This window comes from Arenibacterium sp. CAU 1754, from assembly GCF_054482635.1.
The window spans coordinates 207,064-229,373 of the sequence record NZ_JBTLRG010000002.1 but is presented as its reverse complement, the minus strand read 5'-3'; the positions used below and the strand labels follow the sequence as shown (position 1 = coordinate 229,373).

Here is a 22,310-nt window from a genome sequence, read left to right as displayed (position 1 = left end):
TCAGTTCTCCTCGAAACTCGGTTCGGCCCGATTGGGGCGTTTGGCGTATCCGGTCTCTTCGGAATGCCGTACCAGCCAGAAATAGGCGATCAGGCCCAGCCCGGCGCCGACGGCGGCCAGTATTGTTGCGGTCACGATCTGGGTGGTGTCGGACACGTCGGCCGACAAGGCCAGGTATCCAAAGGCCCAGAACCCGGACCAGGCGATCACGTTCACGATGGCAATCAGTTTCTGCATGGCTAGACCCTCTCGATGATCTTTTCACCAAACAGACCCTGAGGCCGGAACACGAGGAACAGCAGCGCCAGAACGTAAGCGAACCAATTCTCCGTCGCGCCGCCCAATGCCGGGCCCAGTGAATATTCGAACAGTTTTTCACCGACACCGATGATCATACCACCGACGATGGCACCCGGGATCGACGTGAACCCGCCCAGCATCAGAACCGGAAGCGCCTTGAGCGCGATCAGGCTGAGCGAGAACTGAACACCCGACTTGGTGCCCCACATGATACCAGCGACCAGCGCCACAAAACCGGCCAGCGACCACACCAGAACCCAGATGAAGTTCAGCGAAATTCCCACCGACAGCGCCGCCTGGTGATCATCTGCCACAGCGCGCAGGGCGCGGCCTTCTTTGGTGTATTGATTGAATGCCATCAGGGCGATCACGAGCACAGCGGCGATCACAGCGGCGAATATGTCCAGCTTGTCGATGAAGAAGCCGTAGAAACCTTCGTTGCCGAACCCCAACCAGCGGGTATTGTCTTCGATCCACGCGCTCGCACCCTGCGGCAGACCGACATCCAAAGTCTTGATCTCGGAACCCCACATCAAATCGCTCATACCCTCAAGGAAATAGGCCAGACCGATGGTCGCCATGAACAAGATGATCGGTTCCTGGTTTACGAGATGCCGCATGACCAGTTGTTGTACCAGCCAGGCCAAAATGACCATCACAACAACGGTGATCAGGATCGCGGCCAGCGCCGGAACATGCCAGCCAAAGTGATGGAAATCAGTGCCAAATGTCGCATTGATAATGTGACTGAACGGCACCTGACCGTCCATAATCCCGACCAGTGTCATCGCAGCAAACAGCGCCATGACCCCTTGCGCATAGTTGAAAATTCCGCTGGCCTTGAAAATCAGAACAAAGCCAAGCGCAACAAGCGCGTAAAGAACCCCGGCCATCAGGCCGTTCAAGCTGACTTCTATCGCGTAGATTAGATTATCCGACATGTCCCCTACCCCCTCAATCGTGCGCCACGCCAAGATAGGCGTCGATCACATCCTGATTGTTGCGTACGTCGTCGGGCGTGCCGTCCCCGATCTTTTTACCGTAATCCATCACGACAACACGGTCGGACAGGTCCATTACGACGCCCATGTCATGTTCGATCAGGGCGATGGTCGTGCCGAATTCATCATTCACATCCAGAATGAAGCGCGACATGTCTTCTTTTTCCTCGACGTTCATCCCGGCCATCGGTTCGTCAAGCAGCAGGATGGTAGGCTCGGCCGCCAGCGCGCGGGCCAGTTCGACCCGTTTCTTCAGACCATAGGGCAGACGTGCCACCGGGGTCTTGCGGATGTGCTGGATTTCCAGAAAGTCGATGACCTTTTCGGCGATCTCGCGGTTTTCCACTTCTTCGCGCTCGGCTTTGCCCTTCCAGACCATCTGCGACAGCAGGCTGGGCTTCATATGGGTCAGGCGGCCGGTCATCACGTTGTCCAGAACGCTCATGCCTTCGAACAGGGCGATGTTCTGGAACGTGCGGGCAATGCCCTGGCGCGCCACCTCGTAGGGTTTCATAGACGGACGCTTTTCGCCCTTGTACCGCACTTCGCCTTCTTGCGGGACATAGAAGCCCGAAATCACGTTCAGCATCGACGACTTACCCGCGCCGTTCGGGCCGATGATCGCGCGGATTTCACCCTCGCGGATATCGAAACTGATGTCCTGAATCGCCACCACGCCGCCAAATCGCAGAGTGATGTTCTTCATCTCCATCACGACCCCGCCGATCTTGCGACCGTCCTCGGTGATGTAGCCTTCGCTCATGTCTTTCACGCAACCAGCCCCTTTTTCCGGCTCTTGGCCTTGCCCGTGCTCATTCCGCAGCCATCGCCTTGGCGACAGGCACAACGGCGGCACTGCGAATTTCCAGCGTCGCGCTGATGCTGCCCTTGCGGCCATCTTCATAGGTCACTTCGGTCTTGGTGCTGACCTCTTTGGACCCGTCGTACAGCGCGGCAATGATATCGGCGTATTTCTCTTCGATGATACGGCGGCGCACCTTGCGGGTGCGGGTCAGTTCGCCGTCATCGGCATCAAGTTCCTTGTGCAGGATCACAAAGCGATGCACCTGGCAGCCCGCCAGCATCGGGTCTTCGGCGACCGAACGGTTCACCTCCTCCACATGACTCTGGATCGTGTCCATCACCTGCGGATGCGCCGCCAGTTCCTGATACGAGGAATAGGCGATGTTGTTGCGTTCGGCCCAGTTGCCCACCGCCGTCAGGTCGATGTTGATGAAGGCTGTGCATTCCTCACGACCGCTGCCAAAGACCACGGCCTCAAGCACGTTGGGAAAGAATTTCAGCTTGTTTTCAACATACTTGGGCGCAAACAGGTTACCATCGGCCATTTTGCCCACATCCTTGGCGCGATCAATGATGCGCAGATGGCCGGTGCCCTCTTCGATGAACCCGGCATCGCCCGTTGCAACCCATCCCTCGGGATCCTTGGTGTCGGCGGTGCTTTCCGGGTTCTTGTAATATTCCACGAACACGCCGGGCGAACGGTAATAAACCTCGCCGTTTTCGCCGATCTTCAACTCGACACCGGGGCTGGGAACGCCGACGGTGTCCGAGCGGACCTGACCGTCAGGCTGGGCGGTAATAAACACCGTTGCCTCGGTCTGACCGTAAAGCTGTTTCAGGTTGATCCCGAGAGAGCGGTAGAAATCAAAGATTTCCGGTCCGATCGCCTCACCAGCGGTATAGCCAACCCGCACACGGGTAAAGCCCATAGTGTTTTTCAACGGACCATAGACCAGCAGATCGCCGATCTTGTATTTTAGACGGTCCATGAAACCGACGGGTTTGCCATCCAGAATGTCGGGGCCAACCTTGCGCGCATGGGCCATGTATTTGTCGAACATGCGCTTTTTCAGCTTACCGGCGTCTTCCATCCGGATCATGACATTGGTCAGCTGGGTTTCGAACACGCGCGGCGGCGCAAAGTAATAGGTCGGACCGATTTCACGCAAATCCTGCGCCATCGTGTCTTCGTTTTCCGGGCAGTTGACGCAAAAGCCAACCCAATAAGCCTGCCCCACAGAAAAGATGAAATCGCCGACCCAAGCCATCGGCAAATAGGCCAGAATGTCGTCATCCCGGCGCAGCCCGTCAAATTCGCAGGAGGCCTTGGCCGTTTCGATCACGTTGCGGCTGGACAGGACGACGCCCTTGGGCTTGCCCGTCGTGCCCGACGTATAAAGCATCACGCAGGTGCTGTCGTAATCCAGCTTGTCTCGGCGGGCCTTGAGGTCGGCGATGAATTCATCATGCGCCGCGCGCCCCTGGTCCTGCACATGGCTGAACTGATGCAGATGCGAATGATCGTATTTGCGCAGGCCGCGAGGATCGAGATAGATCAGATGTTCGAACTGGTGCAGCTGGTCCTGCACTTCGATCACCTTGTCGACCTGTTCCTGATCACTGACGATGACAAACCGGGCGCCACAATGGCCCAGCACATAGGCCATCTCTTCGGCGACCGAGTCCTGATAGAGCGGTACGGGAACTGCACCCACCATCTGGGCAGCAACCATGGACCAGTAAAGGTAGGGCCGGTTCCGTCCGATGATCGCGATGAAATCGCCTTCGTTCACACCTAGGTTAATCAGCCCAAGCGCAAGCGCCTCGACCTCTTCCTCAACCTCGGCCCACGTCCAGCTTTGCCAAATTCCGAATTCCTTTTCCCGGTAGGCAGGCGCGCTGCCGAATTCGGTTGCATTGCGATGGAGTAGCGCCGGAACGGACCGAAGTCCTCCGACGCCTGGTTGCGTCTGAGACAATGTATTCTCCTCCCACACCGGTCTTTAAGGGCACCGGCTTCCGACCGCTTCAAAACGATTCTGTTCCCATACAGAAGCTGTTGGAACCATGGTCGTCAACTTTTTCCTGATATTTTCCCAAACCTTACGAATTGTAACAACGCGAAATTCATTTCGGCGCGACTCACAGACCCGTTCATGGAACCAAGCGAAACAGAGGGATTGGACGGTTTGCGCCCGCGCAAACCCGGTGCTAGCCATGGCATCAGGAGGCCGCTCAGGTGCACGTGACCGACCAGCAGAACAAGGAAATGACAACCGCCGGGCTGAACATGATCGCCCAGGCCTTGTCGATCTATGACAGCGACCTGCGCCTGGCGCTGTGCAATTTGCCGTTTCGCAACATGTTCAACCTGCCTCTGCACCTGGTGACACCAGGGGCGCGGTTCGAGGATACGATCCGCCATCTGGCTGAAACCGGTGAATACGGTCCCGTCGATGACGTGGATGATTTCGTGCAGGTCCGTGTGGAACAGGCGCGCGCCTTCAAACCCCATTACATGGAACGCACCCGCGCCAACGGGCGTACCATTTCCGTCGAAGGATCCCCCCTGCCCCAGGGCGGCTGGATCACCGTCTATACCGACATTACCCGCACCAAACGGAGCGAGCGGTTGCTGCGCGCCCGGTCCGAGGAACTGAGCGATCGTCTGCTCGCCCATGCCGAGGAGCTGTCGGCCACCAACCGCGAACTGGCCGCCGCCGTTACCGCGCTTGAGGAAACCAAGCGCCAGCTGACCGAGATTGAATCGCGCACCCGCCTGACCACGGAAATGATGCCCGCCCATATCGCCCACGTCGATGAAACCGGGCATTACACCTATTCAAACCGGCGGCTGGGGGAAATTCTGCCGGAACGGCCCAGCGATATCGTTGGGCTGCACATCACGGATGCGCTTGGCCCATCTGCCTTTGCCCGGATCGAACCGCATCTGGCCCGTGCCTATCGCGGCGAAAACTCGCTTCTTGAATTCACCGAAGACCGCAGTTCGCGCCGGGTTCGAACAGCGATGACACCCGACGGGGCTGGCGGGGTCTATATCCTGTCCACGGACGTGACCGAGGAAACCCAGGCCCGCGTTGCCCTGCAGCAATCCCGCCGCCGTGCCATCGCGGCCCAGCTGACCAGCGGGCTGGCCCATGATTTTGCAAACCTGCTGACGATCATCCTGGGGATGCAGGGCAAGCTGGAAAAGATGGATCTGCCGCCCGAGGCCGCCGAACTGGTCGCCGCGACCCAGACCACGGCGCGGCGCGGCGGGCGGCTGTTGAACCGCATCGCCGACATGACCGGCAACCGTGCGCTGCGCCCACAGGCCACCGACCTGCACGCGGTGTTCGAGGATCTCAAGGTGCTGGCCACGCCCAGCCTGCCGCAATCGCTGGGCCTGACGGTGCTGGATCATACGCCCGACACCGCGTTGATGCTGGATGCCGGCATGTTGCAGGATGCCTTGCTGAACCTTGTGCTGAACGCGCGCGATGCCTGTGGCACATCCGGTCAGATCACCGTCAGCGCCCATATCGTGGGAACCACATGGATCGAAATATCGGTGTCAGATACCGGCCCCGGCTTTTCAAAAGAGGCTCTGACCCAGGCATTGGACCCGTTCTTTACCACCAAGGGCGGCGAAGGGTCGGGTCTGGGCCTGCCGATGGTCTATGACATGACCAAACTGGCAGGTGGCGATTTGCGCCTTGCCAACACGGTGTCGGGCGCCAGCGTCATCCTGCGCCTGCCCTATCGCGAGGCCCCGGCGGCCGGAGGAGGTCTGGCCCTGCTGGTCGAGGATAGCGAGGATCTGCGCACCCTGTTCCGCGACATGCTGATCGGCCTTGGCTATTCCGTGATTGAGGCGACATCGGTCGACGAAGCATCGGCGCTGGCCGCCGACCTGCCCGATATTGCGCTGGTCCTCAGCGATATTCTGTTGCAAGGGAATGGCACCGGTCTGGACCTGCTGGACCGGTTCCGGGGCACCGGGCTGCCGTGCATCCTGATGACATCGCTGCCCGCCGATCACGCGTTGCATCAGGCCGCGTTGGCCCGTGTTCCGGTTCTGCAAAAACCCTTTTCCGCCGGTCAACTGGCAGAGCTGTTAACCGCAAAGGCCGCTGAATGAACGCCCCGCTTGTGACCATTCTGGATGACGAATCCGAAATTCGCCAAATCCTGACCGATGCGCTGGAAGAGGCCGGATTTCGCACGCAATCCTATTCGCGGGCCCGCGAATTCGAGGCGTCGCTACATCACGTCACCCCCGATGTCTGCCTTGTGGACCTGTCCCTGCCCGACACCGACGGTCTGACGCTGGTCCATCGTCTGGCGCTGGAACAGGGCGCCGCCGTCATCATCATTTCAGGGCGCGCACAGGTTCAGGACCGTGTGACGGGGCTCGAACTGGGGGCGGATGATTACATCACCAAACCCTTTGACCCCGCCGAGGTCGTGGCGCGCATCCGCGCCCGCCTGCGCAGCAACCGTGCAACCCAGCAGTCGGGCAACACGGCGCGGTTCAACGGCTGGACCGCACATTTCGACCGCTACGCCCTTGAGGATGAAACAGGCGAGGAAACCCCGTTTTCCCATGCCGAGGGCGAGGTGCTGCGCTTGTTCCTGGAAAGCCCCAAACGCCTGATCAGCCGCGCGCAGATGCAGGAGATGCTGGGCGGCGCGGCCGGCGAAAGTTTTGACCGGGCCATGGACGTGCGCATTTCACGCTTGCGCACAAAGCTGCGCGAAGACCCGAAAAACCCACGCCTGATCAAGACGATCTATGGCGCCGGGTACATCTTTCTGGGCGATGTCGCCTGGGCCTAGGCCGCGAATTCCGCGCAGGCTTCCTAGGGTCTGGACTCATAACCAAAACAATACCGTTGCCGCGAGGGCGATGGCAGACATGAAGATCACAGGGCATCTGTCGTAACGGGTCGCGCCCCTGCGCCAGTCCTTCAACCGTCCAAACATGTTCTCAATCTTGTGACGGCTTCGATAAATCCTGATGTCATGTGGGATGATGTCTTTGCGGTTGCTGCGCGATGGGATGCAGGGTTCGATGCTTCTTTCTTTCAAGCCTTCGCGGAACCAGTCGGCGTCATAGCCGCGATCCGCCAGCATCCATTTCGCAGCAGGTAGTGATGGCAATAGTGCCCTTGCGCCGATGTAATCGCTGACGTTCCCCGCTGTCAGGAATAGTTGTATTGGTCGCCCGACCGCGTCGGTCACGGCATGGAGTTTGGAGTTCAGCCCACCCTTAGTGCGCCCGATCAGACGGCCACGCCCCCTTTTTTGAGCCCCATGCTGGCGGCTGTTCGGTGGGTCTTCAGGTGGTTTGCGTCAATCATTAGCGTGCCTGTTACATCCCCTTGAGCGGCCAATTCGGTCAGGATGCGTGCAAAGACGCCCATTTGGGACCATCGAGCCCATCGGTTGTACAGCGTCTTATGCGGCCCATAATCGGACGGAGCATCCCGCCAGCGCAAACCATTCCGAATGACATGGATGATACCGCTGAGAACCTTGAGGTCATCGACACGCGCAATCCCACGTGGCTTTGGAAACATGTGCTTGATGCGGTTGAGACGCTCTTGGTCGAGCCAGAACAGATGCGACATGGAAAATCCTCCTGTCGCCATGAATCACGATGCAGCAAGGAATGGAACCGACCATCGCAAAGGCTGCTCAGCGCGGAAAAGCAGTCATCTGACAGAAATACTCAGATGACCGCAGAGAGCCCAAGAGGCACCGATGCTGCGACGTAAGCGAACGTCTGGTTACGACAAAGTGAGATATCTGTCCGCTAACTTTGATTAGCAAGCCGACGGTGCCTAACACCGCCTCGCAAGCGTATGCCAACACCAATTGCAGAGCATTTCTTATGCAGATTGTCGATTATCATACACTTGAAGCTGTTTGCCCAACACATGCATGCGTTTCTGCAGTTCACCTTTTCGAAGCATAGCCAAAGGCGCGTCATCTTCGCCGTCGGCGCAAAGCCCGCTGCCCAAATCACAGACATCCATTCTGAAAAGCCTGTTTTTCTGATCGATAACTAAATAGGCCATTGAATGGTGAAGTTGTGTGGGCCCGAAGCGGCAAGGGTAGTAAAATGTGATCCGTTTGAGTCCAGAGAGCGCGTCGCCTCTCTCCAAAAGCAGATGTGCGATCAGCACCGGATCATGTTTTTGTGCATGCCCAAGCAGCTTTTTTATCTCCGAAATACTGCCCGTTCCGGCAGTCAGGCTCTGATCAAAATCGGGGGCGGTGCCGGTACGCTGACACAGCGCGTATCTCTCAGCCGTTTGGATGCCATGCATTCTGCCGATACTCGTTCTCAAAGCAAAAAAACGCTCGACCTCTGCTGGGGCACCGTCAGGGCGGGGAACTTCGGTTGCGCGATCAATCAACACCGGCTTCTTGTCTACCCGCATCCCCGACGCCGCTGCCTGAAAGCAACCCAGATCACTCGCGCCCAAATCACGGATATGTGGTGCCAGATAAGCACCCAGTTTGTAATCACGAAAGCCGGGCAAGCGCGATGCAAAGGTCCTTTGAAATTGCTCTATATCTTCCGAGGGTTTAACCACAATATCCAAGGCATTCCCTATCCAGTCGTGGGTCAGACGATAGAAATCGAACTCTCCTTTTTGTAAGCTGTAGACCTCCACATCAAGTTCGGTGAGTTGCTCGAGGATCGACTTGTTTTCTAGCAGGGCTCTGTCGGGGTCCGATCCCGACACACCTCTGAACTTCTTGAAGATTGCCAGCATGGGGTGATTGCCCGACCGCCGTAGAACCTGTTCGATAGAGCCATAATCTGCTGTGCAAAACTCTCGGTTTTGCAGGAATTGGGCATGCCCTCCATTCAGAACAGCGCCGTAGTAAGCCAGAGCGCAGCTTACATCAAAGATACCATCGGGCAGGTCTTCGGGACGAACGAAATCCTCATTTTCGAACCGTTCCCAAAATGCGGCAACTTCGTAGACAAGTTCGTAAGGGTCCGAAGCGTCCACTGCACTTTGCGAAACGAAAACCGGCGTGGTTTTCTTTTTCTTATTGAAGAAAGAGAGCATCTTTTTTGGCCTGTAGCATCTTTGTATCTTTTGTATTCCGGAGAGACATGCCAGACCACTTTGTCAAAAGTTTGGTCATTCCGACACAACACACACCCTGCCTTTTTCGGCCCTCCAGTTCATCTCGCGACAGGTTTTGAGCAGACTTCACCACGGTTTGACCTCTTTGCCATGTGTGAATTTCGACTTGCTCCGAAGCATTGGAAAAGACGCCATTGATTGAGCGAATGCCAAGGTTCACTTTGTCCGCAACTCGGTCACTCGCCATTTTTCGCCGAACGTCCGGTATTGGTGGAAGCTGCCGTTGAAGTCGTTGCGCATTTATAGGTCCAGAGCCTAGACGTGGTGGGTGAGAAAAGTCCCACAAGGTTTGGCTTTTGACGTGCTGCCAGTCGTCAAGCCGATCGATTGACTGTTCCGTATTGAGACGGAAGGAAAATAAAAATTATGCGACCGCCCCATATTTGTTGATCCGATGCCACTCAAGATATTCTGGATGCGGATGAAATCGCTTTTCACGAGGCAACTTCAGTTTCATGTCAGGGGCGATCAAGCGGCCAACAATATCTGGAGAAACTTTGTTGTGAGATACCAGAATTTTATGATCCTTGGCTACGGCAACTAATCCTCGATCAAACATCCAATGCAGGGTTCCGGAAAGGGCCAGTCCATTTCTGACTGTGTCGGGCCCTCCGTCAGCGACCGGGAGAATATGTGCGGCCTGCACCTCGGTCCGCCCGCCACCGTTTCGCAAATCCAAGCCCGAAATTGCGCATTTGCCTTCATATGCGGCCTTTACTTGGCGTGCAAAGGACGCATCCCGAGCCTTGCGTGATGTCAATATGTCCTTGCGAAATTCAGATAATTCCGCAGGACCAAATTCGACTGCTTGCTCTGCAAAGCCATATGCTAAGGAATCTTCGAATTCACTACGAGGAATTGCGTTGGGGCCCTCTAGGGGCCGCAATCCTTCTTTCAAAATCGTTTGAAACTCGCCATCTGACAAAAGCCGCACTGCTGAAACTGAAGCCCCTCCCGAAATCGGCCGGCCATCCTTTCCGCGAAGTGACTTTTCATAAGCAATACCGCTTTCGCTGGATCGTTTGACAACTCGTTCAAAACTCCACTCAGTTTCCCGATCCAAATAGGCGAAAAAATGATCGTCCAATTTCGGATCAGGTTCAATCCTTTGGACCCTCTGCACGCTTGTGTAACCAAACGCACCAGTGCGGCTTTCATAGAAAATCACCCAATCACCGACGCATTTCTGAAGAGTTTTTAGATAGCGTTTCGGGAAATGGTAAGCGATCCCTGGCCGATCTTTAAAGACCGACTCAGGGTTTTGAATGAGTACCGCGTGCGCCATGTCGCGATAGAATACGGCTATCTGCTTTTCAGCAAGTCCTTACTCCGCCGCAACCGCCCGGACCGGCTCAACCCGCACGGCCGAAAACTTGAACTCGGGGATTTTGCCATAGGGGTCCACGGCCGGGTTGGTCAGGATGTTTGCCGCAGCTTCGACATAGGCAAACGGCAAAAACACCATATCCTCGGACACCGCGCGATCAGCGCGGGCCATGACATCGACACTCCCGCGCCGGGTGGTCAGGCGCAGCATGTCACCCGGCGCAACGCCCAGTTTGCGCAGCGTTTTCGGGTGCAGGGAACAGTTCGCCTCGGGTTCAACCGCGTCGAGCACCGTGGCCCGGCGGGTCATCGACCCGGTATGCCAGTGTTCCAACTGACGCCCCGTGGTCAGCACCATGGGATAATCGGCATCCGGCGCCTCGTCCGGGGCGATCACGCTGGCCGGGGTAAACCGCGCGCGCCCCCCTGCGCGTGGGAACCCGTCGCCGAACACGATGGCCTGACCGGGGTCCTCGGGCGAGAGCGACGGATATGTTACGACGTTTTCGCGGTCCAGCCTGTCCCACGTGATGTTATTCAGGCTGGGCATGTTGATCTTCATCTCGGCGAAAACCTCGGCCGGGCCGGAGTAGGCCCAGTTCAGGCCAAGCCGTTTGGCCAGTTCCACCTCGATCCACCAATCCTGTTTCGCCTCGCCCGGGGGCGCAACGGCAGGGCGGCCCATCTGGACCTGCCGGTTGGTGTTGGTCACGGTCCCCGATTTTTCGGCAAATGCGCTGGCAGGCAGGATCACGTCGGCATAGTTTGCCGTTTCGGTGATGAAAATGTCCTGCACCACCAGATGATCCAGTTTGGCCAGCGCATCGCGGGCATGGTCGACATCCGGGTCCGACATCGCCGGGTTTTCGCCCAGAACATACATCGCCTTGATGTTGCCGGCGTGAATTGCATCCATGATCTCGGTCACCGTCAGGCCATTTTCCGCGCTGAAATCTTCGGATTTCCAAACCTCGGTAAATGCGCTGCGCACGCCGTCATCGGTGACGGCCTGATAGTCGGGCAGGAACATCGGGATCAGACCTGCATCGGACGCGCCCTGCACGTTGTTTTGGCCCCGCAGCGGGTGCAATCCGGTGCCAGACCGGCCCACCTGCCCCGTCATCAGCGCAAGCGAGATCAGGCAGCGCGAATTGTCGGTGCCGTGGATATGCTGTGACACGCCCATGCCCCAGAAGATCATCGCCGATTTCGCGCCCGCAAAGGTGCGCGCCACATCGCGCAGAACGTCCGGCGCTATGCCGCAAATGTCGCTCATCGCCTCGGGGCTGAAATCCTTGAGGTGTTCCTTTTCGGCCTCCCAGTTTTCGGTATAGGCCTCAATATATTGCTGGTCATACAGACCTTCCTCGACGATCACATGCATGATCGCGTTCAGCATCGACACATCCGCGCCGGGCCGGAATTGCAGCATGTGCGACGCAAACCGGCGCAGGCCCACGCCGCGCGGGTCCATCACGATCAGCTTTCCACCGCGTTTGGTGAACTGTTTGAAATAGGTCGCAGCGACGGGGTGGTTTTCAATCGGGTTGGCCCCGATCACAATCGCCACATCGGCGTTTTCGATTTCATTGAACGTAGCGGTGACTGCGCCCGACCCCACGTTTTCCATCAGGGCCGCAACGGATGAGGCATGGCAGAGCCGTGTACAGTGATCGACGTTGTTGTGGCCGAACCCCTGGCGGATTATCTTCTGGAACAGATAGGCCTCTTCGTTGGTGCATTTGGCACTGCCAAAGCCCGCCACTTCGCGCCCGCGCCCTTTCAGCCCCTTGGCGGCAAAATCCAATGCCTCGTCCCAGGTCGCCTCGCGAAACACCTCGTGCCAGTTATCGGGGTTCACGTTCAGCCCCTTGGCCGGGGCATCGCTCCGCCGGATCAGCGGTTTGGTCAGGCGGTGATCGTGGTGGATATAGTCGAACCCGAACCGCCCCTTGACGCAGAGGCGCCCTTCGTTCGCGGGGCCGTTGATCCCCTCGACGTATTTGACGCGGCCATCCTTGACCTTGAGGCTGATCTGGCACCCGACGCCACAGAAGGGGCAGATGCTTTCGACCTCGCTGTCGAAATCGGCGCTGTCACCCGTCTGGTCGGCGTCCAGAACCGTGGCGGGCATCAACGCCCCGGTCGGGCAGGCCTGAACGCATTCGCCACAGGCGACACAGGTGCTGTCGCCCATCGGGTCGGCCATGTCGAAGGTCGGGTAACTGTCATGCCCGCGCCCGGCCATGCCGATCACGTCATTGACCTGAACCTCGCGGCAGGCACGCACGCACAGGCCGCACTGGATGCAGGCATCCAAGTTGACCCGCATCGCCACGTGACTGTCATCCAGCAGCGGGATGCGCCTCTCTTCCAGCTTGGGAAAGCGGCTTTCACTGACGCCGTTCAGGTTGGCCATGTCCCACAGGTGCGAAGACCGGTCATGTGCCTGTTCCTGATCGGGCTGATCGGCCAGAAGCATTTCAACGACCATCTTGCGGGCCCCCGTGGCGCGGGCGGAATTGGTCGTCACGACCATGCCATCGGCCGGTTCGCGGATGCACGATGCGGCAAGCGTGCGCTCGCCTTCGATCTCGACCATGCAGGCGCGGCAATTGCCATCGGGGCGATACCCCGGTGCAGGCTTGTGGCACAGATGCGGAATGACCAGACCCCGGCCATTTGCAACCTCCCAGATGGTCAGGCCCTTTTCGGCCTCAACCTCTTGCCCATCCAAAGTGAACCGGATCTTGTCCGACATGCGTGCCTCCTGTGTCGTCGCGGCAGTTTACACCAAACTAAACCATTTCCGGGACCGCCAAACCCGACACCATGGTCGGCGTTCGCGCCAATTGGCGTTTCCGATTGGCGCATGACGTTCACGGATGGGGAAAAATTTCGCGCGTGGGCGTCCGGTTACTAGCCACTTGAGGATTCGCGCTCTAAGACAGGCGCAACAGGAGCAGTTCAATCCATGTCCCACATCACCCTCATCCGCCATGGTCAGGCCAACACCGGCGCGCGCGACGAAGCAAGCTATGACAAGCTGAGCCCGCTGGGCCATCAGCAGGCCGCGTGGCTAGGCGATCACCTGCGCCGGTCGGCCAACCATCACACGCGCGTCTATTGCGGCACACTGGTGCGCCATGTGGAAACGGCGCAGAGCATGGGGGTGGGCGCGGATGTCACCCGCGACGCGCGGCTGAACGAACTGGAATATTTCAACCTTGCCCAATTGCTGGAACAGCAACAAGGCGTGGCGATCCCCGAGGACCGCGAAGGGTTCATTCAGCATCTGCCCTTCGTGTTCACCGCCTGGCAGCGCGGAGAAATCGAAAACCCGCCGGAAACCTGGGAGCAGTTCGAAACCCGGGTATCCGATGCCCTGCACGAAATCGCCGGTGGCAAGGGCCCGGCGCTGGTGGTGACGTCTGGCGGACTGATCTCGATGGCGATGCGGCGGTTTCTGAACCTTGATACCGCGTCGATGGCACGGATGGCGCTGGCGATCATGAACACGTCCATGCATCGCCTGTTTCCGATCGGCGATCAGCTGAGCCCGGTATTGTTCAACGCCGTGCCGCATCTGGACTCGCCAGACCGCCATTTCGCGCAAACGCACCTTTGACCCGGGGGACACCCATGCAGCTATATTATGCCGACAAGACCATTTCGATCGCCGTCGCCATCGGCCTGTTCGAGGCGGGTATCGAATTTGAACCGGTCCGTGTTGATTTCGCAGCCGCCGAACAGACCAAGCCGCCCTATCATGCGATCAACCCCAAGGGGCGCGTACCCGCACTGGTCGGCGATCACGGCATCCTGACAGAAACCGGCGCTCTACTGGATTATGTCGCGACCCTGGCGCCCGAGGCGGGGCTTGTCCCGTCCGATCCGCTCAAGGCGGCGCGCATGCGCGAGGTGATGTATTACCTGGCCTCGACCATGCATGTGAACCATGCCCACAAGGTGCGCGGCGAACGCTGGGTGAACGACGCGGCCTCGATCAAGGACATGCAGGCCAAGGTGCCCGAAACCATGACCGCCAGCGCCCGGTTCATCGAAGAAAACGCGCTGGCAGGACCCTATGTTCTGGGCGATGCGATCAGCATGGCGGATCCGTATCTTTACGTGGTTTGCACATGGCTTGAGGGCGATGGCGTGGCCGTTTCCGATTTTCCGATAATCTCGGCTTTCATGGAGGCCATGAACGGGCGCGGTTCCGTTCAGGCGGCCAGAAAGCTGGGCATGCTATAGGCGGTAATGACCATGACACATCTCTGGGTTCGCGCCGAACAGCGCGCCAACGAAGACCGGGTCGGCCTGACCCCTGCCGGTGCGCAGACGCTGATCGAGGCGGGGATGAAAGTCACCGTCGAGGAAAGCAGCTGCCGGATCATCAACATTGACGGGTATCGCCGGGCCGGGTGCGATATCGCGCCGGAAAACAGCTGGCCCACGGCCCCTGCGGATGCGATCATTTTCGGGCTCAAGGAACTGCCCGAGGATGGCACGCCCCTGACCCATCGCCACATCATGTTCGGCCATGCGTTCAAGGGGCAGCCTGCCGGGCAGGTTCTGTTGCGCAGGTTCCGGGCCGGGGGCGGCGCGCTCTATGATCTGGAATATCTTGTGGACGAAAACGGGCGGCGCGTGGCCGCATTTGGGTATTGGGCCGGGTTCGCCGGTGCGGCGGTCGCGCTGAAATGCTGGACCGCGCAGCAGCGGGGCGAAATCGCCGGGGCCGTGTCAGCCTATCCCAACTCGAAACGTCTGGTCGATGAACTGGCGCTGGAACTGGACGCCACCGGACGCGACCGACCCACCGCGCTGGTGATTGGCGCGCTGGGGCGCGTCGGCACCGGGGCGGGCGATCTGTGCACATCGTTGGGCGTTTCGGTGACCAGATGGGACATGGTCGAAACCGCCAGCGGCGGGCCATTCCCCGAGGTGCTGGAGCACGACATATTCCTCAACTGCATCCTTGCGCGGCCCGGCACGCCCGTTTTCGTGCCCGCCGATGCGGTCACCGCTCCGCGCAAACTGACGGTAATCGGCGACATCGCCTGTGATCCGGACAGCGATTTTTCCCCGATCAAGGTCTATGACCGCACCACCACATGGGGTGAACCGGCGCTGCGCGTCCATGCCAACCCGCCGCTGGACGTGACCGCGATCGACAATCTGCCGTCGATGCTTCCGCTTGAAAGTTCGACGGATTACGCCGATCAATTGCTACCGTCGCTGTTGACCCTTGGCGATCTGGACCAAGGCGTCTGGGGCCGGGCCAAGGCGACGTTCGACGATCACATGAAGGATATCTGAACAATGACCATCCATTGGTGCGGCACAGGCCTTTCTGCCATTCCCGGCCTGCGCAGGCTGATCCAGGCGGGCAAGGACGTGACCGTCTGGAACCGAACCGTCGACAAGGCCCGCGCGGCGGTGGGCGATCTGACCGACGATATCCGCGCCTTTGAAATTGACGCACTGGGCGCGGTTCTGGCCCCCGGTGACGTGGTCGTTTCGATGCTGCCGGGCGACTGGCACGTGCCGCTGGCCGAGCTGGCCATCGCGCACAAGGCGCATTTCGTCAGCTCCTCCTATATCGCCCCCGAGATGCGCGCGTTGGACGATGCCGCGCGCGAGGCCGGTGTCGCCCTGATCAACGAAGTTGGGCTGGATCCGGGCATCGACCACCTGATGGCGCATGCCCTGATGGACGACTACCGCGCCTCGCCCGCGTTTGATGCGAATAACCACCTCAGCTTTATCTCGTATTGCGGCGGCATTCCGAAAATCCCCAACCCGTTCCGGTACAAGTTCAGCTGGTCGCCCCTGGGCGTGCTCAAGGCGCTGCGCTCGCCCTCGCGTTCGATCCGCAACTACAGCGAATTGCGCGTGGACCGGCCCTGGGATGCGATTACGAGCTATGATGCTCCACTGCCCACGCCCGAAAGTTTCGAGGTTTACCCGAACCGCGACAGCCTGCCGTTCATGCAGCAATACGGGTTCGAGGAAAACTGGCCCGTGCGCGAATTCGTGCGCGGCACGCTGCGCCTGAACGGCTGGGCCGAGGCCTGGGCGGATGTGTTCGCCGAGGTTGAAACCCTGACCGGCCCCGAGGGCGACAAACGCCTGCAGGAAATGTCCGATCAGTTCTGGGCCGAAAACGCCTATGACCCGGATGAACCGGACCGGGTGGTCCTGTGCGTTGCGCTCAGGGCAGACCGGGACGGCGAAACCGTCTGGCACAAGACATACGTGATGGATGCCTGGGGCGACGCCCGCGGAACGGCGATGGCGCGGCTGGTGTCGATCCCGGTTTCACTGGCGATCGAGGCGGCGGAAAACCACGCGATCCCCGCCGGGGTGCACGCGGCCCCCAGCGATCCCAGGCTTGTGCAGGACTGGATGAAGGAAATCGACACGCTGGCCCAGCACCTTGAGGTTATCGACCACCTCTCCTGAGCCAACGGGGAATTACATCAATTCGTCTTCGGCGTCGGCTGCGGAGATGCCCAGCGCGTCCAGACCGTTTTCCAGATGGTCCGAAAGATGCGGTGTGCCTATCAGGTAATCGGCGCAGGGGGTCGTTGCCTCTTGCTTGGCGGTGGTGATCGCCTCGGCCAGATCCTCTGGTTCGAAACTTTCCCGCCCGATCCACATGATGGCGACCAGTTCGGCCTGCTCGTCCTCGCTCATCCGGTCGATAAAGGCGCGCAACTCTGGTTCGGCGCGGTTCAACTCGTGCCCCATCAGCGCGACCTGCGCCACTTTCCTCGGCGAAATCTCCAACATCCTGCAATCTCCTGTTCGCGGCGTTTGACGGTATCAGAACCGCGAACAGGTTAAGCCGTCTTTGATCTTACGCAAATAGACGGAAATACAGCCAGTTCGGTAAGAACACGCTGGCCCGGAAGACCCAGGAAAAGACCCGTGGAAATGACAGGCTGAACCGCGAGGAGTTCATATGCTTGAAAACGGCCTCGGCGGCGTCTTCGGGCTCCATGATAAACGGCATGGTGAAATCGTTCTTGTCGGTCAGGCGCGTACGGATAAAGCCGGGATTGACCAGTTGAACCTCGACCCCTGTGGCGCGCAGATCGCACTGCATGCTTTCGGCCAGCGCCATCACCCCTGCCTTGGACGCGGCATAGCCGATTGCCCCGGGCAACCCGCGAAACCCGGACAGGGATCCGGTGATGACGATATGCCCCGCGTCGCGGGCTACCATCGCCGGAACCACCTGGCCCATCACGCGCATCACACCGGTAAAGTTGATATCGGCCATCGCGGTGGCCTGATCCGCGTCCCATTCAGAGGCTTTCATCGGCCAATAGACCCCGGCGAGATAGACGATGCCGTCGACATCACCCACATCTTTTGCCGCTGCGCGCACGCTGTCGTCATCGCTGACGTCCACGATCTGGACCTGGGTCTTGCCCGGCAACCTGTCGGCTAATGCGTTCAACTTGTCCTCGGACCGGGCCGACAGGATCACCTCGGCCCCCGCCTCGCTCATGACCTGAGCCAGCGCGGCGCCCAGTCCCTCGCTTGCGCCGATCAGCCAATAGCGTTTTCCGTTCCACTGTTTCATGCGGCATCCTGCAATCTGGCGCGCGTTTCATCTGGGCGCATGGTGGCCACCAGTTCGGCCACCTGAATGCCGAATTTGCGGAACTGGCTGCGATTCACGATTGATCCGTTGGGGGTCAGATACATCCAGTCATTCACGCTCAGAACATGCCCTCCCGAGTCCTCGGGCAGGCGAAGACGGTATTTCAACTGCAAGGCGGGGCCCATCTGGCGGCCTTGGCCGATGCCTTCGACATCGTCGGCCCGCGCCTCGACCGTACCATCCGCGCCCAGGCGCAGCCGCCATTCCCGGTCCTGCGTCGCGCCGCTGTCATATCGGAAATGTTCGCGCATCACGCCGGTATCGCCCTGCCAGCGCACATCGAATTCGCCGACGAACCGCGACGTGACACGCCCCAGGGGGCCATAGATCACCCCCTCGCACAGGATCGGACCGTTCAGGTGCCGACGCAAATCAAACGCGTTCGGCGCATCGGCATAATCCTCCGGACGCTGCGCCGCAAAGGACCACATCCGCGTGCGCGCATAGGTCAGAGCCAGAACGGCCAGGGCCCCAAGGCCAACCATCATCAGGTTTTCCATCTCTCAGCTCTCCTTCAGATCGGTTTTGGCCAGAACGGCAATCGCGATCAGTTTCAGCACGCAAGGCACCCCGGCATAGAGCAGCGTCAGAACCCAGAGCGCGCTTGGTGAATTCTCGGTCCCCGACTGAAAACCGGCCGCCTCAAGCGTCGGAAGCATCGCAACCGCCGCAAACGCCAGCGTGAATTTCGACATGAACGACCACAGCCCAAAGCCTTCGGCGGCCGAGGGCGCAATATCCGCCATCCGCCGCGCGAAGATCGCAGGGAGCAGGGTCAGGTCCGCCCCCAGCGTCGCCCCCGTGGCGGCACAGATGATCGCAAACCCAACCACGTCGCCCGCTCCCACCAGCAGGGCGCCGCCAAAGGCGACAATGGCCAACCCCATGGCGACCAGCAGAACCGGCTTGGCGCCGTGACGTTCCGCCAATGCGCCCCAGACCGGGGCCGCCGCCGCCGCTGACAGGAAGAACAGCAACAGCAAAGGCCCCTCCATCCCCGGGGCGGCCAAACGGCTTTCCACGAAAAACAGAAACAGGGTGGAGCTGACCGCGACAGGGGCCGCGTTCAGAAACGCGATCACCAGCAAGCGGCGTGCCAGCGGATCCCGCAGGACCGGGCCAAACCCATCCGAACGGGCAATGGTGGTGGTGTCCCATTCGTCGCGCATGGCCAGAAGTGCGACCATCGCCAGCACGGCAAATCCTAGCGCGAAACCGGCAAAGGGCTGCGCCATCCACAGGCCCAGACCAACCGGGGCAACCGCAGCGGCACAAACCCCCAGCAAGGCGCCCGTCTCGCGCCAGCGTGCGAGACGCAGATGGCCGTTGAGCCCCAGGCTGTCCGCCTTGGCCACCCCCTGGGCGTAAAAATTGATGGTCAGAAAAGAAAATGCCGAAAACACCAGCGTCAGCATCAGGCCAAACCAAAGCAGCGGCATCATCGGCGGTGCAACCGCAAACAGGCCCAACATCGCCCCGGCAATCACGACCACGGCCGCACCCACCGCGTGCGCCCGGTGGGCGCGCAAGGATTCAGCCAGCCGCCCCAGCAATGGGTCCTGCACCACGTCCAACAGGCGCAGTCCGAACAGAACGGCGCCCAGCGAGATCAGGCTGACACCATATTCGTCCACATAGAATTTCGGCGCGTGGATATAGAGCGGCAATCCCGCTGCCGCCAAAAGGGCCGCGAATACGCCATAGGACGGCAAACGCGCCGGCACAGTATGCGCGACAGCAACGCTCATCCCCGCGACACCTCTTGTGCCGGGGCCTCGGGAGGCGAGCGGAATATCGCGCCCTTCCACCACAGTTTCAGCGCCTGCCAGTGGATCAGCGCCAGCACGCGGCGCGATCCGAAAGGCCGGCGCAGCATCATACCCAGAATTCCCAGGTTGCTCAGTGCCTTGCGCTGGCCGGTCAGTGTGGCAACCAGTCCGCCGTTCTCCTGCGCATAGTCGATCCAGATCCCGATCCGGTCGTCGCGAACGTCAAACCGGAACGTATAGGTGCCTTCGACCGGCTGAAACGGCGAAACATACATGATCTTGGTCGCTTGCAGCCGGTCCGTCGGGGCAATCGCGGACTGATCCGGGTGATGGCAAAGATAGGAATGCCGGTCGCCATAGGTGTTCGTCACCTCGGCAATCACGGCGGTCAGGTCCCCCTGTTCGTTCTGACACAGCCAGAAACTGACGGGGTTGAACACATGTCCCAGCACCCGCGGCTGAGCGAGCAGAAGGATGCGCGCCGGCTGTTCCAGCTGATGCGCACGCAGCACATCGCGCACCCACGCGGCGCCGGATCCCGCGCCCGGCGCGCCCCCATGATCGCGATCCTGAAGAGATGTCAGATTGCCCCGGTTCCGGCCGAACAGAGTGGGGCCGCGCACCGGCGTTTCAGCGTCCACAACAACATAATCCACGCCATAGCGGAACGCGTTTTTCACCGCGCCCTTGCGGCCATGAAAGGTGTGGCCGCGAATATGATCGACGCGCGATGTCATTCTGCCGCCAGAACCGCCCGGTCGGCCCGGCTGATCGCGTGTACCACGTCATGGGCGCTGGCCAGCCCGTCCTCATGAAACCCGTTGCGCATCCAGGCACCGCAGAACCAGGTGGATTGCGTGCCGTTGAATTCGCGCACCCGTTCCTGCGCCTCCAGCGCGGCGGTGTCATACACCGGATGGCGCAGGGTTACCGTGTCATAAATCAGCTCTTCGCGGATCTGCCGTTTTGTGTTCAGGGTCACGAAATGCGGGTCTTCTTCGGGGATAGGCTGAAGCGAGTTCATCCAGTAGGTCAGGTCGATCTTGTCCGACGGCGCGCGCCGGTCCTCGGTGTAGACCCAGCTGGACCAGCAACTGCGCCGCTTGGGCATGACCGACGTGTCGGCATGCAGAACGATGTCATTGGGCTGATACGTGATTGCCCCCACGGTGGCCTTTTCACGCGGTGTCGCGTCCTCAAGCAGGCGCATCGCGTCATCCGAATGGGTGGCGAACACCACGTCGTCATAGGTTTCCCAATCCCCGCCCCAGGCCTTGACCTGAACGCCCGCAACGGTCCGGCGCACCGCCTGAACCGGTGAACCAAGGCGCAGATCGACCCCTTTGCGCTGCATCGCCGTTTCGAGCCGTCGCACATATTCGACCGATCCGCCCTGGACTGTGTACCACTGATGCTGACCCGTATGGCTCAGCAAAGCGTGGTTTTCGAAGAAGCGCACCATCGCATAGGCCGGAAAATCCATGATCTTGTCCTTGGGCGTCGACCAGATCGCCCCGGAAAACGGCAGCAGATAGTAATCGCGAAACCAGTCCCCGGTGCCCAGCTGGTCCAGCAACTGCCCCACGGTCATGCGCCGGTCCTGCGACAGTTCCAGCGCATTGGCGTTGAAGCGCAGGACATCCCGCGCCATTCCCAAAAACGCCGGGCGCACGGCATTGCGACGTTGGGCAAAAACCGTGTTCAGACTGCGCAGGGAATATTCCAGCCATCCGCCGTCGATCGAGGCGCCAAAGCTCATGTCGCTGGGCACGACCGGGACGTTCAAACCGTCGAACAGATCCACCAGATTAGGGTAATTTACCTTGTTGAAAACGATAAACCCGGTATCAACCGGCTGATCGCCATTTTTCCCGGCCATGACGGTGCGGGCATGGCCACCCAGTCGTTTTTCGTTTTCGTAAAGCGTCACGTTATGGGTGTCGGCCAGCATATGCGCCGCCCCCATTCCAGATATACCGCCACCAATAACTGCAATCTTTTTCGGCGCGCCCGCGCTGTTTTCAAACGGCATATTCTGTCGAACTCCTGAATTTGGTCTTAAATGGGTTACGCGGCCCGGCCGGGATCGGATGCAAAAAAGTTTTTTTCACGCGGCATGTGATCCACCCGGACCTTCCCGACGTAAATGAAATATGTTGATCGCGGTTGATCCCAGGACTGAAGGCGTCGTAAGCCGGGCACCAATCGCTGCGGCCTTGTCCGCAGCGCAGCAAAGGCATGCGACGGGGCAAACGGC

General features: G+C 59.7%; 20 protein-coding genes. 6 read left to right on the top strand and 14 right to left on the bottom strand.

All coding sequences use genetic code 11. From position 1 onward, the window contains the following. The 4 genes from ACXYMO_RS07710 to ACXYMO_RS07695 are packed head-to-tail and all read right to left on the bottom strand — an operon-like array spanning window position 1 to window position 4,084. The gene (locus tag ACXYMO_RS07710; protein WP_458878113.1) at window positions 1–237 is read right to left on the bottom strand and encodes a hypothetical protein; all 237 of its coding nucleotides are present in this window, start codon (window positions 235–237) and stop codon (window positions 1–3) included. Between the two features lie 2 nt (window positions 238–239). Then, window positions 240–1,241, bottom strand: a complete 1,002-nt coding sequence (locus ACXYMO_RS07705; RefSeq protein WP_458878112.1) for a branched-chain amino acid ABC transporter permease — start codon at window positions 1,239–1,241, stop codon at window positions 240–242. Window positions 1,242–1,254: 13 nt separating this feature from the next. Further along, window positions 1,255–2,064, bottom strand: coding sequence for an ABC transporter ATP-binding protein (locus ACXYMO_RS07700; protein WP_458878111.1), 810 nt, complete (start codon window positions 2,062–2,064; stop codon window positions 1,255–1,257). Between the two features lie 49 nt (window positions 2,065–2,113). Then, complete coding sequence (locus tag ACXYMO_RS07695) at window positions 2,114–4,084, bottom strand: AMP-binding protein (RefSeq protein ID WP_458878110.1); 1,971 nt, start codon at window positions 4,082–4,084, stop codon at window positions 2,114–2,116. Window positions 4,085–4,374: 290 nt separating this feature from the next. On the opposite strand from ACXYMO_RS07695, the gene ACXYMO_RS07690 reads away from it, so the two are divergent. Beyond that, window positions 4,375–6,246: a PAS-domain containing protein gene (locus ACXYMO_RS07690; RefSeq protein WP_458879063.1), complete on the top strand. Its 1,872-nt coding sequence runs from the start codon at window positions 4,375–4,377 to the stop codon at window positions 6,244–6,246. Continuing rightward, window positions 6,243–6,944, top strand: a complete 702-nt coding sequence (locus ACXYMO_RS07685; RefSeq protein ID WP_458878109.1) for a response regulator transcription factor — start codon at window positions 6,243–6,245, stop codon at window positions 6,942–6,944. The genes ACXYMO_RS07690 and ACXYMO_RS07685 overlap by 4 nt, the downstream gene beginning before the upstream one ends. Window positions 6,945–6,980: 36 nt before the next feature. On the opposite strand, the gene ACXYMO_RS07680 is transcribed toward ACXYMO_RS07685, so the two are convergent. The 4 genes from ACXYMO_RS07680 to fdhF all read right to left on the bottom strand — a co-directional run bounded on the left by ACXYMO_RS07680 (window position 6,981) and on the right by fdhF (window position 13,364). Next, window positions 6,981–7,738, bottom strand: a protein-coding gene (locus ACXYMO_RS07680) for an IS5 family transposase (RefSeq protein WP_458878108.1) whose coding sequence is annotated in 2 segments (ribosomal slippage) — window positions 6,981–7,402 and window positions 7,402–7,738 — 759 coding nt in all. Because the reading frame shifts where the segments join, the coding sequence is not laid out codon by codon here. Between the two features lie 261 nt (window positions 7,739–7,999). Further along, window positions 8,000–9,196, bottom strand: coding sequence for a DMP19 family protein (locus tag ACXYMO_RS07675; RefSeq protein WP_458878107.1), 1,197 nt, complete (start codon window positions 9,194–9,196; stop codon window positions 8,000–8,002). 445 nt (window positions 9,197–9,641) lie between these two features. Continuing rightward, window positions 9,642–10,562, bottom strand: coding sequence for an HNH endonuclease (locus ACXYMO_RS07670; protein WP_458878106.1), 921 nt, complete (start codon window positions 10,560–10,562; stop codon window positions 9,642–9,644). A 39-nt stretch (window positions 10,563–10,601) separates the two neighbouring features. After that, window positions 10,602–13,364: a formate dehydrogenase subunit alpha gene (gene fdhF / locus ACXYMO_RS07665; RefSeq protein WP_458878105.1), complete on the bottom strand. Its 2,763-nt coding sequence runs from the start codon at window positions 13,362–13,364 to the stop codon at window positions 10,602–10,604. 213 nt (window positions 13,365–13,577) lie between these two features. Between fdhF and ACXYMO_RS07660 the strand changes: the two genes are divergently transcribed. From ACXYMO_RS07660 to ACXYMO_RS07645, 4 genes are read left to right on the top strand one after another with little or no spacing between them, the layout of a single operon-like run. Then, window positions 13,578–14,231 (top strand): histidine phosphatase family protein, encoded by a 654-nt coding sequence (locus ACXYMO_RS07660; protein WP_458878104.1) that lies wholly within the window; start codon window positions 13,578–13,580, stop codon window positions 14,229–14,231. Between the two features lie 14 nt (window positions 14,232–14,245). Continuing rightward, entirely contained in the window at window positions 14,246–14,860 is a 615-nt protein-coding gene (locus ACXYMO_RS07655) for a glutathione S-transferase family protein (protein WP_458878103.1), read from the top strand. 12 nt (window positions 14,861–14,872) lie between these two features. Then, window positions 14,873–15,928, top strand: coding sequence for a saccharopine dehydrogenase (locus ACXYMO_RS07650; protein ID WP_458878102.1), 1,056 nt, complete (start codon window positions 14,873–14,875; stop codon window positions 15,926–15,928). A gap of 3 nt (window positions 15,929–15,931) precedes the next feature. Beyond that, a complete protein-coding gene (locus ACXYMO_RS07645) occupies window positions 15,932–17,074 on the top strand; it encodes a saccharopine dehydrogenase family protein (RefSeq protein ID WP_458878101.1) in 1,143 nt (380 codons plus the stop codon). A 12-nt stretch (window positions 17,075–17,086) separates the two neighbouring features. Here ACXYMO_RS07645 and ACXYMO_RS07640 read toward each other — a convergent pair whose 3' ends face one another. The 6 genes from ACXYMO_RS07640 to ACXYMO_RS07615 form a co-directional block, all read right to left on the bottom strand. Next, window positions 17,087–17,404 (bottom strand): DUF3775 domain-containing protein, encoded by a 318-nt coding sequence (locus tag ACXYMO_RS07640; RefSeq protein WP_458878100.1) that lies wholly within the window; start codon window positions 17,402–17,404, stop codon window positions 17,087–17,089. Between the two features lie 67 nt (window positions 17,405–17,471). Next, entirely contained in the window at window positions 17,472–18,203 is a 732-nt protein-coding gene (locus ACXYMO_RS07635) for an SDR family NAD(P)-dependent oxidoreductase (RefSeq protein WP_458878099.1), read from the bottom strand. Further along, complete coding sequence (locus ACXYMO_RS07630) at window positions 18,200–18,784, bottom strand: DUF3833 domain-containing protein (protein ID WP_458878098.1); 585 nt, start codon at window positions 18,782–18,784, stop codon at window positions 18,200–18,202. Before ACXYMO_RS07630 ends, ACXYMO_RS07635 begins: the two co-directional genes overlap by 4 nt. 3 nt (window positions 18,785–18,787) lie before the next feature. After that, complete coding sequence (locus ACXYMO_RS07625) at window positions 18,788–20,032, bottom strand: MFS transporter (RefSeq protein ID WP_458878097.1); 1,245 nt, start codon at window positions 20,030–20,032, stop codon at window positions 18,788–18,790. Then, window positions 20,029–20,790: a DUF1365 domain-containing protein gene (locus tag ACXYMO_RS07620; protein WP_458878096.1), complete on the bottom strand. Its 762-nt coding sequence runs from the start codon at window positions 20,788–20,790 to the stop codon at window positions 20,029–20,031. Before ACXYMO_RS07620 ends, ACXYMO_RS07625 begins: the two co-directional genes overlap by 4 nt. Beyond that, window positions 20,787–22,085 (bottom strand): NAD(P)/FAD-dependent oxidoreductase, encoded by a 1,299-nt coding sequence (locus tag ACXYMO_RS07615; protein ID WP_458878094.1) that lies wholly within the window; start codon window positions 22,083–22,085, stop codon window positions 20,787–20,789. Before ACXYMO_RS07615 ends, ACXYMO_RS07620 begins: the two co-directional genes overlap by 4 nt. Between the last annotated feature and the right edge of the window lie 225 nt (window positions 22,086–22,310).

Coding starts and splice junctions, on each gene's coding strand:
- ACXYMO_RS07670 (WP_458878106.1), bottom strand. CDS start 10,562: ATGGCGCACGCGGTACTCATTCAAAACCCTGAGTCGGTCTTTAAAGAT.
- ACXYMO_RS07620 (WP_458878096.1), bottom strand. CDS start 20,790: ATGACATCGCGCGTCGATCATATTCGCGGCCACACCTTTCATGGCCGC.
- ACXYMO_RS07675 (WP_458878107.1), bottom strand. CDS start 9,196: ATGCTCTCTTTCTTCAATAAGAAAAAGAAAACCACGCCGGTTTTCGTT.
- ACXYMO_RS07705 (WP_458878112.1), bottom strand. CDS start 1,241: ATGTCGGATAATCTAATCTACGCGATAGAAGTCAGCTTGAACGGCCTG.
- ACXYMO_RS07700 (WP_458878111.1), bottom strand. CDS start 2,064: ATGAGCGAAGGCTACATCACCGAGGACGGTCGCAAGATCGGCGGGGTC.
- ACXYMO_RS07685 (WP_458878109.1), top strand. CDS start 6,243: ATGAACGCCCCGCTTGTGACCATTCTGGATGACGAATCCGAAATTCGC.
- ACXYMO_RS07660 (WP_458878104.1), top strand. CDS start 13,578: ATGTCCCACATCACCCTCATCCGCCATGGTCAGGCCAACACCGGCGCG.
- ACXYMO_RS07650 (WP_458878102.1), top strand. CDS start 14,873: ATGACACATCTCTGGGTTCGCGCCGAACAGCGCGCCAACGAAGACCGG.
- ACXYMO_RS07690 (WP_458879063.1), top strand. CDS start 4,375: ATGACAACCGCCGGGCTGAACATGATCGCCCAGGCCTTGTCGATCTAT.
- ACXYMO_RS07615 (WP_458878094.1), bottom strand. CDS start 22,085: ATGCCGTTTGAAAACAGCGCGGGCGCGCCGAAAAAGATTGCAGTTATT.
- ACXYMO_RS07635 (WP_458878099.1), bottom strand. CDS start 18,203: ATGAAACAGTGGAACGGAAAACGCTATTGGCTGATCGGCGCAAGCGAG.
- ACXYMO_RS07625 (WP_458878097.1), bottom strand. CDS start 20,032: ATGAGCGTTGCTGTCGCGCATACTGTGCCGGCGCGTTTGCCGTCCTAT.
- ACXYMO_RS07630 (WP_458878098.1), bottom strand. CDS start 18,784: ATGGAAAACCTGATGATGGTTGGCCTTGGGGCCCTGGCCGTTCTGGCT.
- ACXYMO_RS07640 (WP_458878100.1), bottom strand. CDS start 17,404: ATGTTGGAGATTTCGCCGAGGAAAGTGGCGCAGGTCGCGCTGATGGGG.
- fdhF (WP_458878105.1), bottom strand. CDS start 13,364: ATGTCGGACAAGATCCGGTTCACTTTGGATGGGCAAGAGGTTGAGGCC.
- ACXYMO_RS07710 (WP_458878113.1), bottom strand. CDS start 237: ATGCAGAAACTGATTGCCATCGTGAACGTGATCGCCTGGTCCGGGTTC.
- ACXYMO_RS07645 (WP_458878101.1), top strand. CDS start 15,932: ATGACCATCCATTGGTGCGGCACAGGCCTTTCTGCCATTCCCGGCCTG.
- ACXYMO_RS07655 (WP_458878103.1), top strand. CDS start 14,246: ATGCAGCTATATTATGCCGACAAGACCATTTCGATCGCCGTCGCCATC.